Source organism: Bacillus infantis, assembly GCF_020171945.1.
Taxonomy (GTDB): domain Bacteria; phylum Bacillota; class Bacilli; order Bacillales; family Cytobacillaceae; genus Bacillus_AB; species Bacillus_AB infantis_A.
This window is the reverse complement of sequence record NZ_JAIVAP010000021.1, coordinates 33,999-49,266: the sequence shown is the minus strand read 5'-3', so window position 1 is coordinate 49,266 and position 15,268 is coordinate 33,999. Positions and strand designations below refer to the sequence as shown.

Below are 15,268 nucleotides of genomic sequence, written 5' to 3'. Positions count from 1 at the left end.
ATAGTTTTGAACTTTTTTTCTTTTACAAAAAACAACCGGCAGGATTTCCCCTGCCGGCCAACTGCCGCTACTCCTGCGGCTTTTCTATTTTCTTGTTAATTTCGACGCGTTCTTTCCCCATAAAGAGAATGGTCACTGCTGCAATACCGATCGGGATGAGAGCCAGCATAAATATGATGGTGATGCTGTCTGACATCCCTGCAATGATTTTATCAAGAACCGGAGCCGGGATTTTCGCCCGCTCCGCCGGTTCGAACAGCTGCTGCGGGTCGCCCATCGGCATCGCCCCGCCGCCCTGCATGCCTTTAAAAGCATTCTGCAGTTTATCAGCAAACACATTTTGCTGGATGATACCGAATATGGTAATGCCGAGTGTCATGCCAAGCGAACGCAAAAAGGAGTTCGTTGAGTTGGCTGAACCGCGGTACCTCGGATCCAGATTGTGGATGGACGCAGTCGGAAGCAGCGAAAATGAAAACCCTACTCCAAATCCGGTGAGAATCATAAACAGGGTCAAAGCCCATCTGGCTGTATCCGGTGTCATATTTCCAAGCAGAAGCATGCCGGCAAAAAAGGAAATGACCGAGATGACCATCAGATTCCGATAGCTGGTTTTTGTCTGGAAAATCCCCCCGATGGCGCTTCCTGCCACAGACCCAAGCATCATCGGCGTCAGGATCAGCCCGGCATTTTTAGCTGACCCGCCATACACAGCCTGGACAAAAATCGGGATATACACAGCCAGGACGACAAAAGTGCCGCCGTAAAGGAATGCAAGGATTTGGGAAGTAGCAAAAAGGCGGCGCTTGAACATCCAGAAGGAAATGATCGGTTCATCCGCCCGCGTTTCCACCCATAGGAATACAATGAAAAAGAGGACAAAGCCCGCGAACAGTCCGATGATCTGGAAGGAGTCCCAGGCAAATTCCTTTCCGCCGAGCTCAAGGCCGAACATAAGGCTGACAACTGCAGCCACCAGGGTGAAAGCACCGGCCCAATCAATTTTCTGCCTTTGGTAGTCATTGGATTCATGATAGTACTTGATGATCAGGAAGACGGAAACGATCCCGATCGGTACATTTATGTAGAAAACCCAATGCCAGCTGATCCAGTCGGTAATGAATGCTCCGAGCAGCGGGCCAAGGACACTGGCTGTCCCGAACACGGCTCCGAGAAGGCCGGTCATTTTCCCCCGCTTTTCAGGCGGGAAAATATCAAATACAATCGTAAAAGCTATCGGCATAAGGGCTCCTCCGCCTACCCCCTGGATAGCCCGGTATACGCTGAGCTGGACCATTGACTGTGCAAGTCCGCAAAGGGCAGAGCCGATCAGAAATACGGCCAGTCCAAAAATAAAAAAGCGCTTGCGGCCGTACATATCGGACAGCTTCCCGAAAATCGGCATGCCTGCCATGACGGTGACCATATAGGCTGAGGTGACCCAGACAAACTGTTCGAATCCGCCCAGGTCTGCCACAATGGTCCCCATCGCTGTGGCAACAATCGTGTTGTCCATCGCTGCCATCAGGATACCCAGCAAAAGCCCGGCCACTACAAGATTTACATTCTTTTGTTCTGCCACGTTAAACCTCCATTAAAACTGAAATAGGATAGATAAGATATCTATTCAATTTTAATTATTATCCTTCCAAACATCAATGCTGCCCGTTCGACAAACTCTTACAGAAACACACCGCGGTACCCTATTCTCCGTTAAGAAACAGGGTCGCGCTCACATATTTTCTTGTCAGTGTCTTATAGTAGGCTGACAGCACAGTGAGGACAGCGGTTGTCAGCACATTGGAGACAAGCTCTTTTTGAGATCCGGTCAATTCTGTAAAGCCTTCCACTATTGATGCCGATTCTCTCCGGATTTCCTGCTCTACCTGAAATTGCGCAGTGCCTTCAGCCAGCTTCTGCGGATGCACTTTTTCAAAGATGCCGGCATATCCAGCGTAGAAGATGATCGGATCAATAACATCATCTGTCCTATCTTCCGGATTATTAAAAAGAAGCGTCAGGATTTTGCGGATTGAACCAAAATCCAGCGCCGACTTAAGATCCTCCACAACAAACAGGATGGCCGTCTGGTCAATGGTATACTTCTTCCCGGCCTGGGGCGTTCCAACCAGCTCGCGCATTTCTCTTTTAACCCAGTTCTGCACTGCTGTGGACGATAGATTCGTATACTCGATCTGATTTCCGAGCGAGACAATCTCATTGACACTGAAGCCCGGAACCTGCGAATTCTGCCTCATGATCTTCTCGAATATCGCCGGCATGTCTGTCTCTATGAAAATCTCCAGCTTCTTTCCATATATATTGGTCAGGTGGCCCGACTTCCATGCTTCCTGCAAAACGGCCTTCGGGTTCTTCTCCCCTTCCCCTCTGAGGGCAAATAAAAGCTCCGCCATCCTGGCCCTCGACAACTGAAACAACTCCACGCTACTCAACTCCCGCCCGATACTTGTAACCCTATCCTAAATCTTTCCCCTGACACCGTCAACGGTGCTTCCGCGTGCCAGGCACCCTCCGTGGACAAAAATAGCGTTTTTGTCTTTTGGCGGTGCCTGGCACGAAGTTTTGGGCGGGGTGTTTTATACTTGCTTATTCTTGCATAATCATATAAAATAAGGTCAAGTTACAAGTTCAAATGACCTTAAAATTTTATATAAAAAGGATGAGAAGAATTGGGTAAAAGGATATTTTACTTTTTATTGACCAATGTGCTGGTTCTGTTGACCATCTCGATTATTTTTTCTCTGATCGGCGGCGGAAATTACATCAATGCACAGGGCGGGATTGATTTTGCTTCCCTGCTGATATTCAGTGCTGTTATTGGTTTTTCCGGATCCTTCATCTCCCTGGCAATGTCGCGCTGGATGGCAAAGCGGATGATGAATGTCCAGGTGCTGAAGCCTGAAGGGTCTTTATCTCCTTCTGAAAGGCAGATCGTTGAGAAAGTCCACCGCCTCTCAAGGGCAGCGGGACTCACACATATGCCGGAGGTCGGAATTTATCATTCTCCTGAGGTCAATGCATTTGCGACCGGACCTTCCAAAAAACGTTCATTGGTTGCTGTATCGACTGGCCTGCTTCAGGAAATGGATGACGATGCCATTGAAGGCGTCATTGCCCACGAGGTAGCCCATATTGCCAATGGCGACATGGTGACCATGACCCTTCTTCAGGGTGTAGTGAACACTTTTGTTGTATTCCTGGCCCGTATCGCTGCCTGGGTGGCATCACGCTTTGTAAGGGAAGAGATGGCACCGATTGTTCACTTCATCGCCGTAATCATCTTCCAGATCGCATTCTCGATTCTTGGAAGCCTGGTCGTGTTCGCCTACTCAAGGCATCGTGAATACCACGCAGACCGGGGAGGCGCAGACCTTGCCGGCAGGGATAAAATGACTCATGCCCTGCAGATGCTTAAAGCTTACTCCGCCCGCATGAAAGGCGAAGAGCAGACAGCGATATCAACCTTGAAAATCAATAATAAAGGCAAGCGCTCATTATTCTCTACTCACCCTGACCTGGATGAGAGAATCAGACGTTTGAACAGCTAATACCACTAATGCTGGCTCGTTAAAGGCCGCCTTCCCCCGGCGGATTTAGCGGGCCGGCATTTTTGCTTTCCGCTTCCTTGCCACAAAACAGAAAAAGCACTGCCGCTGCAGTGCTTCTCCTAAATCTCACTCGCTGCTATACATTTGTTTTCGCATTCCCTGCACCAATGGGGTAATCTTCTTTTGCTCTTTCGGAAACAGGCTTCTTCGACCAATAGGTAGCCAAAATCGGTCCGGATATATTATGCCACACAGCACCAGCTACACTCGGCAGTGCAGCGAGAGGGCCAAAGTGTGCGGTAGCAAGCGCCACACCAAGACCTGAGTTCTGCATGCCGACCTCAATGCTGATGGCCCTCCGCGTGCTTTCATCCAGCCTTAAAGCTGCAGCCGCTAAATAGCCCAATAACAGTCCTAAACCATTATGAAGCGCTACAGCTGCAAAGGTCAGCAGCCCTGCCGATGCGATGTTGGCTACATTTCCTGCCACCACTGCTGCCACAATGATGATGATGGCAATAACGGAAATAAGCGGAATGACAGTAATGCCTTTTTCTACAGCCTGCGGCATAAAGCGGCGGATCAGCAGGCCAAGAACGATCGGAACAATGATGACCTGTACAATCGATAGGATCATGGCTTTAGCATCCACCGGCATCCACTGGCCTGCCAGCAGCAGCAGGATAAAGGGTGTCGCCAGCGGGGCCAGGAGCGTTGAGAACGAAGTCATCGCGATGGAAAGAGGCAGATTCCCTTTTGCCAAGTAGACCATTACATTGGAAGCCGTTCCCCCTGGTACGGATCCAAGGAGGACCAGGCCGGCCGCAAGCTCTGCAGGCAGATTCAAAAGGTAAGCAATTGCGAATGCCCCGAGCGGCATGATGATGAACTGGGCACAGACACCGATAATAACAGGCACCGGATTTTTAAAAATAAGATTAAAGTCGGTCCCCTTCAAGGTCAGCCCCATCCCGAACATAACAACGCCAAGCAGGATGGTGATATAGCTGCCGAACACAAGGAACGGATCAGGCAGCAGGTATGCAATCACCGCCATGCAGATGACCCATACGGCAAAATATTTGCCGGCAATTGTACTGATTGTTTCAAGAACCTTCATCAATTTTCCCCCGCTTTCTAATTAGACAAGTTTATTGGGATTCAGGAGGCCTTCAGGATCAATGGCCCGCTTGATTTTCTTCATCACCTCATAGGCCTCGCCATGCTCCCTCTCCTGATACTTCTGCTTTCCAATCCCGACCCCATGCTCTCCTGTACAGGTCCCTCCCCGCTCCAATGCATACATGACTATCCTTTCATTGAACTCCTCTGCCTGCTGCACCTCCACCGGATCATCCATATTGATCATCAGCAGCACATGGAAATTCCCGTCCCCGACATGCCCTACTATGCCCCCGGCCAATCCCAGTGCATCGAGGTGAATCTTGCTGTGTTCCACAGCTCCGGCCAGTTCTGAGATAGGCAGGCACACATCCGTTACCATCATCTTCTTTCCTGGATACCCGTGAATATAAGCATAAGCGAGATTATGGCGCGCCTCCCAGAGCTGTGTCCTGGAAGAGTTGTCGGTTTCAAAGTCGATTTGTTCTGCCTGGCAATCCTCAGCAATTGCCTTCATGAACTCAACATCCTGCTTCAGGCCGGCCCCGTTTCCATGAAACTCCAGAAACAGCGTCGGCTTTTCAGCATACCCGGTCCCGCTGAATAAATTGACCTGTTTCATTGAAGCCTCATCAACTAGCTCTCCCCTGGCTATTGGGATTCCTGCCTGCAGGATGCCGACGATTGCTTCGACCGCAGAACTGATTGTTGGAAACGAGGCCCTTGCCGCCAGAATGGCTTCCGGAATGCCGTACACCTTCAAAGTTAGTTCTGTAAAGCAGCCCAGCGTCCCTTCAGACCCGACAAACAGCCCGTTCAAATGATAGCCCGAGGATGATTTTGCCGCCAGATTGCCTGTATGTATAATGGTCCCGTCAGCTGTCACCACTTCAAGATCGCGGACCTGATCCCGCATCACTCCATACCTGACCGAGGTCGTCCCGCTCGCATTGGTCGCAGCCATCCCGCCTAAAGTGGCATCTGCCCCAGGATCAACCGGGAAAAACAAACCATATTTCTTCAGCACTTTGTTCAGCTGGGACCGAGTAACGCCCGGCTGCACCCTCACAAGAAAGTCCTTCTCCCTGACCTCCAGCACTTTATCCATTTTTGAAAAATCGACAGTGATCCCGCCGTCATAGGGGATCACATGCCCTTCCAGGCTGGTTCCGCGCCCGAATGGGACAACCGGCATCTTATGCCGCCTGGCCGCCATGATGATTTTTTTAACATCCTCCGCCGATTCCGGAAAGACGACGACATCCGGCAGGCTTTCCTTATGATAGGATTCATCCCGGCTGCGCTGCTCCCTTTCTGTTTGATTGACAGATACCTGCCCTTCTTTTAACATACTCTGCAGTTCCCCGATCGCTTCCACGCTGACTGTACTCATGCATCCCTCTCCCTGCTGAATAATAGTTCCTACCAATCAGTTACATTTCAAGATTGGTCCAACCTTTTCGTTAATTTTACTAAATAATCTGAAAAAATCAATAACTTCTTCTATACTGTTGAGCTTTCCTTTAATTTTCTGTATGATGAAATCGCTTCACCTGTCATTTTTAGGGAGTGAATAATATGAAAAAAAAAGCTTATGAAACTATAATAGATCACCTCCAGCAAATACTTTTTTCCGGTGCCTTCCAGCCCGGGGACAGGCTTCCGACTGAACGGGAGCTGGCGGCCCGCTTTAAGGCGAGCCGCACATCTGTCAGAGAAGCCTTAAGGCAGCTCGAGGCACAAGGGCTGCTTGAAATCAGGCAGGGCAGCGGGAGCTATTTGAAAGCCAATACGGAAGCCCGGCCAGAGAGCGTCTCTTTTACTATTGAAAATGAAAAAACTAAGCTTGTGTATGAAATGCTGGAACTGAGGCGTGCTTTAGAGGTGGAATGTGCCGGACTTGCAGCACAGCGGGCAGGCTCTCTGGATTTGGAGCCGATCAGACAGGCCCTTCTCCTGATGGAGAGCACCGATGATGCAGAGCTGGGGATTAAGGCGGATGTCGACTTTCATTTCGCCATTGTCAATGCCGCCCGCAATTCTATCTTTGCCAAACTGTTTGAAACGGTAAGCGGACATATGAATGACACCATCCGTGCCACTAGAAAGGAAAGGCTCCTTGATCCCTCGAGAAGGAAGGATACCATTGAAGAGCATAAAGAAATCTTTCTGGCCATCGCATCAGGCCAGGTCCAGGAAGCAAGGCTCTCCATGGAAAAGCACATCTCCCAGATCCGGAGGGAGCTTTCTTTAGGGTTGATCGAGAGGCAGCAAATACAGTGAGCATATTATAGGCTGAAATCAGGAGGATCATTATGTATTGGGAGACTATGCCCGGCTGGTTCTGGGCAATCTATTATTGTATTCTGTTCATCACATTGGCTGCGGCGGTCTATTCTATTATTAAAAAACAGCTGATGATTCCATCAGTCATCTTAATTCTCTCTGTCCTGAGCTTACCGATTGTCAGCATGATCTCAAGCATCGAAAGAGATACTTCAGTAAATGAGCTGGAACACTTCATCAGCCAGCTGCAGCAAGGTGCGGGCTGGACTCTATTTTCATTAACAGGATATTTATATTTAGCAGTTTGGTGGTTTCTGTTCTTTTTAAAAAAGAGGAAAAATGTACAGTTTTCTTCTTAATCAAACGTTTGATTAAAGAGCCTTAAACACTTGGGGCATCTGCAATCTTCGGTTCTAAAGGCTGCATGGAGAATTGCCTGATGACTTTTCTGATAAGAACGGGAAAATATCATAAGTACCTTTCTTTCGGGATAAATCATCTATGAATGGCATATAAAAAAGTTCACAAAATGTTCACTTACGAGGGGGTTCCTTCTCTCCCTATAATAACTGGGTATCAAAAGAAGGGATGATGAACGTGCCGACAACGAAAAAAGAAAGCCTGCAGTTCGGGCTGATGATGTGCCTTGGAATGGTGGTCGCTATGACGACTTATAATCTCGTAATCAATGGAATGATCGGTGAAATACCAATTCTTTCATTAATCTTTCAGTACATTGCCGGCTTTGCTGTGGCAATCGTACTGGAAGTATTTATCGTAGGCCCTGCGGCCGGAAGGATTGCTTCTATGCTGCCCTATGATAAATCGAATAAATTTATCAGCATTGTTTCTATGTCATTATGCATGGTAGCGGGAATGGTTCTCCTTATGTCTTTGTACGGACTCATGACAGCCTATCTCACCGGACATCTGACTGGGGGGTCATGGGTGCAAAGCTACGGATCAATCGCTTTTAAAAACTTTATCTTCGCCCTGCCCCTGCAGCTTCTCATTATGGGTCCGCTTGTCCGTTTTATATTCGGGAGATTTGTTAAAGGCAAAGAGATGGCGGGATCAGCAGTTTAATCGCATTAAAAAAAGGGCGGTTCTCCCGCCCTCCTTTTTAATCCACTGCTTTTAAATGAAATACATATGATTGGAAATCTCCGCCGCGCTCGGCAGCCTTTCCATTGACACCGTTGAACTCAGCGGGCAGCTGCAGCCCTGATTGCATCAGCTCATCTCCATAATAGCTTCTGCTGCTTCCTGATACCTGATACTTAATAGAAGGGTCCAGTCCTGAGAGCTTCAGCGTTTGCTGTTTCGGCGGATTCGCCATTGCCAATACCTTATACCAGCCGGCAAGTGCCTCCGTCTTGTCCTCATTCACTGTCAGCCAGGCAGTTTCGTTTCCTTCGAAAGGACTCAATAATCTATAAAAATGTCCTTCCCTTAACAGGCTTCGATGCTGTTTATAAAAAGAAACCTGCTCTGAAATTTGGCTGCGCTCTTCATCTGATAGACTAAGAGGATTCAATTCATAACCGAATGTCCCAAAATAGGCTGTATTGGCCCGGGTAGACAGCGGAGTCTCTCTTAAAGTCTGATGGTTCGGCACGGCTGATACATGTGATCCGATGCTATACAGAGGATAGGCAAAAGAGGTCCCATATTGGATCTTCAATCTTTCGACTGCATCTGTATCATCGCTTGCCCACGCCTGCGGGGCATAATACAGCATTCCGGGATCGAACCTGCCGCCCCCTCCTGCACACGATTCAAATAATACCTCAGGAAATTCTGCTGTCAGCTTTTCATACAAGCGGTACACCCCAAGTATATAGCGGTGGAAGAATTCCCCCTGCTGCCCGGCCGGAAGTTTTGCTGAAAAGGCTTCCGTGATATTCCGGTTCATGTCCCATTTAATGTAGGCCAATCCTGTCGTTTTAATGATGCCTGACATTTTCTCATATAAATACTCGACGATTTCTTCCCGTGAGAAATCCAGGACCAGCTGGTTCCTCCCCAGGGTTTGACCTACCGCCCAGTCAGGGTGCTTTTCATACAATCTGCTTTTCGGACTGATCATTTCCGGCTCGAACCAAAGGCCGAATTTCATTCCGGTTTCCTTTATTTTTTCTGCCAGCTTCTCCAATCCATTCGGGAGCTTGCTTTCGTCAGTTTCCCAGTCGCCGAGCGAGGTTGTATCATCATTGCGCTTGCCAAACCAGCCATCATCCAGGACAAACAGCTCGATTCCCAGCTCCGCAGCCGATTTTGCGATATTCACGAGCTTTTCTTCGTTAAAATCGAAGTAGGTGGCTTCCCAGTTATTAATCAGAATCGGCCGTTCTTTTGTGCGCCATTGCGCAGGAATCAGATGTTTCCGGTAAAGATTGTGAAAAGCCTGGCTCATCCCGTTCAGTCCGCTGTCAGAGTATATCATTACTGCCTCCGGGCTCTGGAATGACTCCTTTTTTCCCAAAGACCAATGAAACCCGAAAGGATGGATGCCAGCTGTCAGCCTTGCTGCTTCATAATGGTCCACCTCAGCCTGAATGATGAAATTGCTGCTGTAAACAAAGTTGAAGCCATAGACCTCGCCGCTATGCTCGGTCGCATCAGGCCTCGCCAATGCTGCAAACGGATTATGATGGTGAGAGCTTGCCCCTCTTATGCTTGAAATGGACTGGATTCCTGCTTGGAGCTTTCTTTCCTTCACATGCCGCTCCCTTGACCAGGTACCTGCCAGATGAAGAAAGCGAAAGTTACTATCAGGTAAATCAATGGACGCACTCATCAAACGGTCGATATCAAGAGGCTCATCACCTTCATTTTTAAGGCGGACGCTTCTTGTGATCGCAGGATGATTCTTGAAAATGGTGTAATTCAGCACAAGCTCAGCCTGAAGCTTTTCATCCCTTAAAAAAATCTGGAGTGTGGCCGCTTCCCCATTCTCCTCCGTATAGGTGGCCGGAAGCCCCTTAAGCAGGGGCTTCCCTTCCATTATTTCAAACTGTACAAAGCGAAAGTCAGGGATATGATTCAATCCATTTCTTTTGACCACAATGGCAGGCTCCCTGAAATCCGAGCTCCCATAGACAGGAAATTCCTGGCGCAGAGTCTCAAGGGAAAAAGCAGGATCATCCGCGTAAGGATGGCAGCTCGCTGCGGTTGGTATATCATAAACCTGCAAATGGGAAAAATCCTCCCGGTGGCGCAGTGCTTTTCCATAATATAGATGGCCAAGCTGGCCGTTTTTCATGACGTGAAAAATATAGCTGACCTGCCCATTTGTCAGATGGAACTGTCTGGTCTCTGTGCTTGCATGTATTAGCATACGTTCACCTGCTTCAAAGAATTCTTATACCCGCTCAATGACAAACTCGAATACCATGTCTTTCTCCGGCTGGATTCTATGTTCGCTGTGGACAGGAGCCCCCCAGCTGTCATCGCCGCCCACACCCATCTGGCGGCCGGCAACCGTCACCACTGTGTAATGGATATCAGGCAGTTCATAGTGATGGTTTGCATGCTCCAATTCAAATGCCGTGTATGGAGAAACTGTGCACTCAACCGGCTCCCCTGCTGCTGAGATCCTGATGCCTGAACCCTTCTGGTTGGTTATGTCCACTGTGCGGACGCCGGTCCGGTTTCCGGACTCCTGCGGCATCACATAGCCGGAGACATTGTCCTTCACCGTGTTCTGGAATCTTCCAAGCCTGGCTCCCCGATTGCGGTCATCATAATTTTCCTCCGGCCCAAGGGCATACCAGTCAAGCTTTTCATATTCAGCCGGCACCTTGAAGGAAAGAGCGAAAATTGGCATCTGCGGGAGATTGTCTGCGCCATTGTATACGGATCTTACATGTATGGAGCCATTTTCATATACTCTGTAATGAATCTTCACGTTCATTTTTTGGCTGATGGAAAATTGGTAGCTGAACGTAATTTCGGCATAGCCCGCTTCTTCCTTTACTTCAACCGCTGTACACTGCCTTGCAAGGCTGGCCGCATACCATGCCCCTGATGTGAAGCCCTGGGCAAACCCTCTGTCATTGTCGGTTGTCGCTCTCCAGAATAAAGGAAATACCGGGTAGGAGATCATTTCTCTTCCGGCAAATCTCAGCGAGACAAGTGTGCCTGCCTGCTTGGAAAACAGGATGGAAAAATCAGTGCCATGCACGCCGACATTTACATCCCCCTGGATCAGCTTAAGTTTGCCGCAGGCTGCTTCAGCTGATTCAGGCTCAGCTTCCACCTCGAAAATATACTGGCCGAATGCAGCTTCATGCCCCTGCTCAGCCCATTGCTCCGGCTCTCTAAGGATAAGTGATGCTGTTATGCAGTACTCACCAGCTTTTTCACTGATCGCGTCAGGCCATTCGAAGGCTGCATACCCTTCTTCTCCTGGATTTGCAGACAAGGACGAAAAGCCTTTAAAAATCTCTTTTCCCTCATGCTGCAGCGAATACTGCAGGTCATACCGTTCCAGATTAGTAAACAAGCTTTCATTTTTAATCCTGGCACCGGCCCATTCTACTTCCAGCTTGAAGTCCTGATACAGGAATTTCACTTCCTGCATTTTCGGGGACAGCTCCCGGTTGGCATATACAATGCCGTTCGTGCAGAAGCCATAATCTGTCGGCCTGTCGCCGAAGTCCCCGCCATAGGCAAGGAATTCTTTGCCGAAACGGTCTTTTTTCACCAGTGACTGGTCAATATAATCCCAAATAAAGCCGCCCTGGTACATCGGATATTTATTTTCCAGATCAGTATATTTGTACATGCCTCCAAGCGAGTTGCCCATCGCATGCATATATTCACAGCTGATGTATGGCTTTTCGGGATTTTCGCTCAAATATTTTTCAATATCGGCCGGCTTGGCATACATCCGGCTTTCCATGTCGCTCGTTTCGCTGTAGTTCCGGTCGTAAAATACCCCTTCATAATGAACAAGCCTGCCAGGGTCTTTTTCCTTGAAATACTTTGAGACGTTCAGGATCACATCGCCGGCATATGATTCATTGCCGCAGGACCAGATCAGAATGGATGGGTGGTTTTTATCGCGCTCATACATGGAAATCGCCCGGTCCATGACGATATCCTCCCATTCCGGCAGATTCCCGGGTATATTCCAGGAAGGCTCGACTTGGCCCATCTTCTGCCATGATCCATGAGTCTCCAGATTCATTTCATCAATAACATAAATTCCATATTCATCACAAAGCTCATACCACAGGCTCTGGTTCGGGTAATGGGAAGTGCGGACAGCATTGATGTTATGCTGCTTGAGTGTCTTAATATCCCAAAGCATATCCTCCCTGGTAATGGCCCTTCCGGTGCGGCAATTAAATTCATGCCGGTTGACGCCTTTAAAGACAATCCGCTTGCCGTTCAGTGTCATGATCTTATCTTTCATTTCAAACCTTCTGAATCCGACCCTCTCTGGTACAACCTCTTCTACGCTTCCATTTTCTCCATAGACCGTAAGATAGAGCTTATACAGGTTGGGCTGTTCGGCACTCCATAATGCAGGAGAGTCAAGGCCGAGCGTAAATTCCCAGCTCCCGCAGCTTTCAACTGCCTCTCCAGAGGAAACCCGGTTTCCGAAGTCGTCATATAAATCTGCTGAAATCCTTGACGGTGCATCACTGCCCTTCAGCAGTTCCAGCCTTCCATTCACCGTCCCTCTGGTGAAATGGTCATCAAGCTCTGTCCTGACATCCAGGTCGCGGATGTGAGTGCCAGGCACCGTATACAGATACACATCCCGGAAAATCCCGGAGAAGCGCCAGAAATCCTGGTCCTCCAGCCAGCTTCCTGTACTGCGCTGGAACACTTCAACAGCGAGTTTGTTGCTGCCCTCCTTCAGAAAAGGAGTCAGTTCAAACTCAGCCGGAGTGAAGCTGTCCTCGCTGTAGCCGACAAATTCTCCGTTCAGCCATACATAAAATGCGGACTCCACTCCCTGGAAAGAAATATAAAGAGGCTTGCCCTCCATGGTGCCAGGCACCGTGAATTCTTTTACATAGCTCCCGACAGGGTTATGGTCCTGCGGAATCTCAGGCGGGCGGATGTCAGCCAGCCCGTCCCATGGATACATTGTATTCGCATACTGGGGCTTGCCATACCCCTGAAGCTGAATATGGCCAGGGACGCTGATATAATCCCAGCCATCACACGAAAAGTCCTGTTTGTAAAATTCGGAGGGCCTCATAGAGGGGTTGACCGAATAATTAAATTTCCAGCTGCCATTCAAGCTGTGGCGCATGCTCATGGAAGCACCCGCCCTGGCTTCTTCCATTGTTTTATAGTATTTATGGTCTGAGTGTGCGGGGAGGCGGTTCACTGCAAACACACTGACATCCGATAGCCAATTTAAAGATGGAGTTGAAGACATTTTTCCTGCACTTCCTTTTTATAAAAAGTTTATTTTACCGATCCCATCATCCCTGCCACGAAGTGCTTCTGCATAATGAAGAAAATCAGTGCAGACGGGAGGGTAGCAATGACGATGGCTGTCATGATCACACCATAGTCAGGCGAATAGCTGGAGCCCAGATTTGAAATCAATAGCGGAATCGTCTGGTTTTCCGGTGATTGAAGGACAACCAGCGGCCAAAGATAGCTGTTCCAGCTTGCCATAAAGGTAATGATTGCAGCTGCAGCATAAGTCGTTTTCATGGTTGGCACATAAATGCGGAAAAAGATGCCCAGCTCAGTGAGTCCATCAATCCTTCCTGCTTCAAGAATATCGCGCGGGAACATCTTTGTGCTCTGCCTGAAGAAGAAGATCAGAAAAGCGGTTGTAATCGTCGGCAGGACAGCTGCCGTCAGGGTGTCGATCCCAATCATTGGCATGGTCTGCGAAATGGTTCCGAACATGCGGAACAAAGGTACCATTAAAGCAGCAAACGGAATCATCATAGATAAAAGCAGGATATTGAAAACGATATCCTTCGCCCGGCTTCGGTAAATTTCGAAGCCATAGCCTGCAAGGGAAGCAATCAGAAGCGCCAGCAGCGTCGTAGAAATCGAGATTTTCGCTGAATTCATCAAAGCCGGTACTAGATCAACCGTATTCAGGAGGTTCGTCATATTATCCATAAAGTGGCTGCCTGGAAGCAGCCTGCCTTTCGTTACATCTGCTGACCTGTTTGTTGAACTGACGATCATCCATAGAAACGGGAATATGGAAATGATAGAAGCCGTCACCAGTACGGTGTAGCCTATTATACGATTCGATTTACTCATTCCTGTCACCTGCCACTTTAAACTGAATGATGGAGAAAATGACAATCAAGATAACAATGGCATATGAAACCGTTGCAGCATAGCCAAAGTCAGGTGTGTACTTAAAGGATAGATTATAGATATATTGAGAGATTGTCATAGTTGCATTTGCCGGTCCGCCCGCCGTGATATTCATGACTTCGTCAAACAGCTGCAGTGTACCGATTGTTGATGTAATAGATGTAAAGAGAATGATCGGCTTCAGCATGGGCACCGTTATTCTGAAGAACTGCTGAAAAGAAGAGGCGCCGTCCATTTTGGCTGCTTCATAGATTGACTGGTCCACATTTTGAAGAGCCGATAAATAAAAAATCATATTATATCCCGTCCACCGCCAAGTGATGGCCACAATGATCGTCACTTTTGCCCAGAACGGGTCAGTGAGCCAGGATATCGGCTCAGATATGAGTGCAAGCTTCATTAGCATAATATTGATGATTCCGTCCTGGCTGAAAAGGTACTTAAAAATGACCGAGTAGGCAACCAATGAGGTCACGCACGGCAAAAAGATGGCTGTCCTGAACAGTCCCTTCCATTTAAGTGTTTTGTTGTTAAGCAATACAGAAAGGAATAAGGCCAGGATAATCATCACCGGCACCTGGACGATCAAGAAGATAACTGTATTTTTAAGCGTCGTCAGGAAAGTTGGGTCCTTCAGGAGCCGGGTATAATTATCAATCCCGGTGAATTGAAGGTTTGCGCCTGTCCCTGACTGGAACGAAAGAAGCAATGCCTGTGCCATTGGATAAAAATAAAATAAGCAAATTAATCCGGCTGCAATGATGATAAACGACCATCCAACTGCACCATTCTTTATTTTAAGCCTTCTGTTTGGCCTTGCTGTGCCAGGACCATGCCCCGGCTTTTCTGCTGTCACTGTCTGGCTGGCTTTTGCCGGCATCATATTCATCAGCTCCCAACCTTGTTTTGAGTAGGAAAAAGCCCCGTTCATCCGCCTGATAATCAGTTAGCTCCATTAAACCGAAAGGAGTAGC

At 48.4% G+C, this 15,268-nt stretch carries 12 protein-coding genes; 4 read left to right on the top strand and 8 right to left on the bottom strand.

Going from position 1 to position 15,268, the window contains the following annotated elements:
* Nucleotides 1-67 precede the first annotated feature (67 nt).
* Together LCM00_RS20865 and LCM00_RS20860 are read right to left on the bottom strand one after the other, a co-directional pair.
* Nucleotides 68-1,525, bottom strand: a complete 1,458-nt coding sequence (locus LCM00_RS20865; RefSeq protein ID WP_263623452.1) for an MDR family MFS transporter — start codon at nucleotides 1,523-1,525, stop codon at nucleotides 68-70.
* A 178-nt stretch (nucleotides 1,526-1,703) separates the two neighbouring features.
* On the bottom strand, nucleotides 1,704-2,444 hold the full coding sequence (locus LCM00_RS20860) for a DUF1836 domain-containing protein (protein ID WP_224905669.1): 741 nt from the start codon (nucleotides 2,442-2,444) through the stop codon (nucleotides 1,704-1,706).
* Between the two features lie 246 nt (nucleotides 2,445-2,690).
* On the opposite strand from LCM00_RS20860, the gene htpX reads away from it, so the two are divergent.
* A complete protein-coding gene (gene htpX / locus LCM00_RS20855) occupies nucleotides 2,691-3,569 on the top strand; it encodes a protease HtpX (protein ID WP_094768018.1) in 879 nt (292 codons plus the stop codon).
* A gap of 136 nt (nucleotides 3,570-3,705) precedes the next feature.
* Here htpX and LCM00_RS20850 read toward each other — a convergent pair whose 3' ends face one another.
* Nucleotides 3,706-4,689 carry a bile acid:sodium symporter family protein gene (locus LCM00_RS20850; protein WP_224905667.1) on the bottom strand — a complete coding sequence of 328 codons (984 nt, stop codon included), beginning with the start codon at nucleotides 4,687-4,689 and terminating at the stop codon, nucleotides 3,706-3,708.
* A gap of 21 nt (nucleotides 4,690-4,710) precedes the next feature.
* Nucleotides 4,711-6,084: an FAD-binding oxidoreductase gene (locus LCM00_RS20845; protein WP_224905665.1), complete on the bottom strand. Its 1,374-nt coding sequence runs from the start codon at nucleotides 6,082-6,084 to the stop codon at nucleotides 4,711-4,713.
* 185 nt (nucleotides 6,085-6,269) lie between these two features.
* On the opposite strand from LCM00_RS20845, the gene LCM00_RS20840 reads away from it, so the two are divergent.
* The 3 genes from LCM00_RS20840 (at nucleotide 6,270) to LCM00_RS20830 (ending at nucleotide 8,063) form a co-directional block, all read left to right on the top strand.
* Nucleotides 6,270-6,974, top strand: coding sequence for a FadR/GntR family transcriptional regulator (locus tag LCM00_RS20840; RefSeq protein ID WP_224905663.1), 705 nt, complete (start codon nucleotides 6,270-6,272; stop codon nucleotides 6,972-6,974).
* A gap of 32 nt (nucleotides 6,975-7,006) precedes the next feature.
* A complete protein-coding gene (locus tag LCM00_RS20835; protein WP_224905661.1) occupies nucleotides 7,007-7,336 on the top strand; it encodes a hypothetical protein in 330 nt (109 codons plus the stop codon).
* Nucleotides 7,337-7,574: 238 nt separating this feature from the next.
* A complete protein-coding gene (locus tag LCM00_RS20830) occupies nucleotides 7,575-8,063 on the top strand; it encodes a hypothetical protein (RefSeq protein WP_224905658.1) in 489 nt (162 codons plus the stop codon).
* 37 nt (nucleotides 8,064-8,100) lie between these two features.
* Here the strand turns inward: LCM00_RS20830 and LCM00_RS20825 are convergent, their stop codons facing one another.
* From LCM00_RS20825 to LCM00_RS20810, 4 genes are read right to left on the bottom strand one after another with little or no spacing between them, the layout of a single operon-like run.
* On the bottom strand, nucleotides 8,101-10,317 hold the full coding sequence (locus tag LCM00_RS20825) for an alpha-galactosidase (protein ID WP_224905656.1): 2,217 nt from the start codon (nucleotides 10,315-10,317) through the stop codon (nucleotides 8,101-8,103).
* Between the two features lie 24 nt (nucleotides 10,318-10,341).
* Complete coding sequence (locus tag LCM00_RS20820) at nucleotides 10,342-13,380, bottom strand: glycoside hydrolase family 2 TIM barrel-domain containing protein (RefSeq protein WP_224905654.1); 3,039 nt, start codon at nucleotides 13,378-13,380, stop codon at nucleotides 10,342-10,344.
* A gap of 29 nt (nucleotides 13,381-13,409) precedes the next feature.
* Nucleotides 13,410-14,234, bottom strand: a complete 825-nt coding sequence (locus tag LCM00_RS20815; RefSeq protein WP_224905652.1) for a carbohydrate ABC transporter permease — start codon at nucleotides 14,232-14,234, stop codon at nucleotides 13,410-13,412.
* Nucleotides 14,227-15,177 (bottom strand): carbohydrate ABC transporter permease, encoded by a 951-nt coding sequence (locus LCM00_RS20810; RefSeq protein ID WP_224905650.1) that lies wholly within the window; start codon nucleotides 15,175-15,177, stop codon nucleotides 14,227-14,229. The genes LCM00_RS20815 and LCM00_RS20810 overlap by 8 nt, the downstream gene beginning before the upstream one ends.
* Between the last annotated feature and the right edge of the window lie 91 nt (nucleotides 15,178-15,268).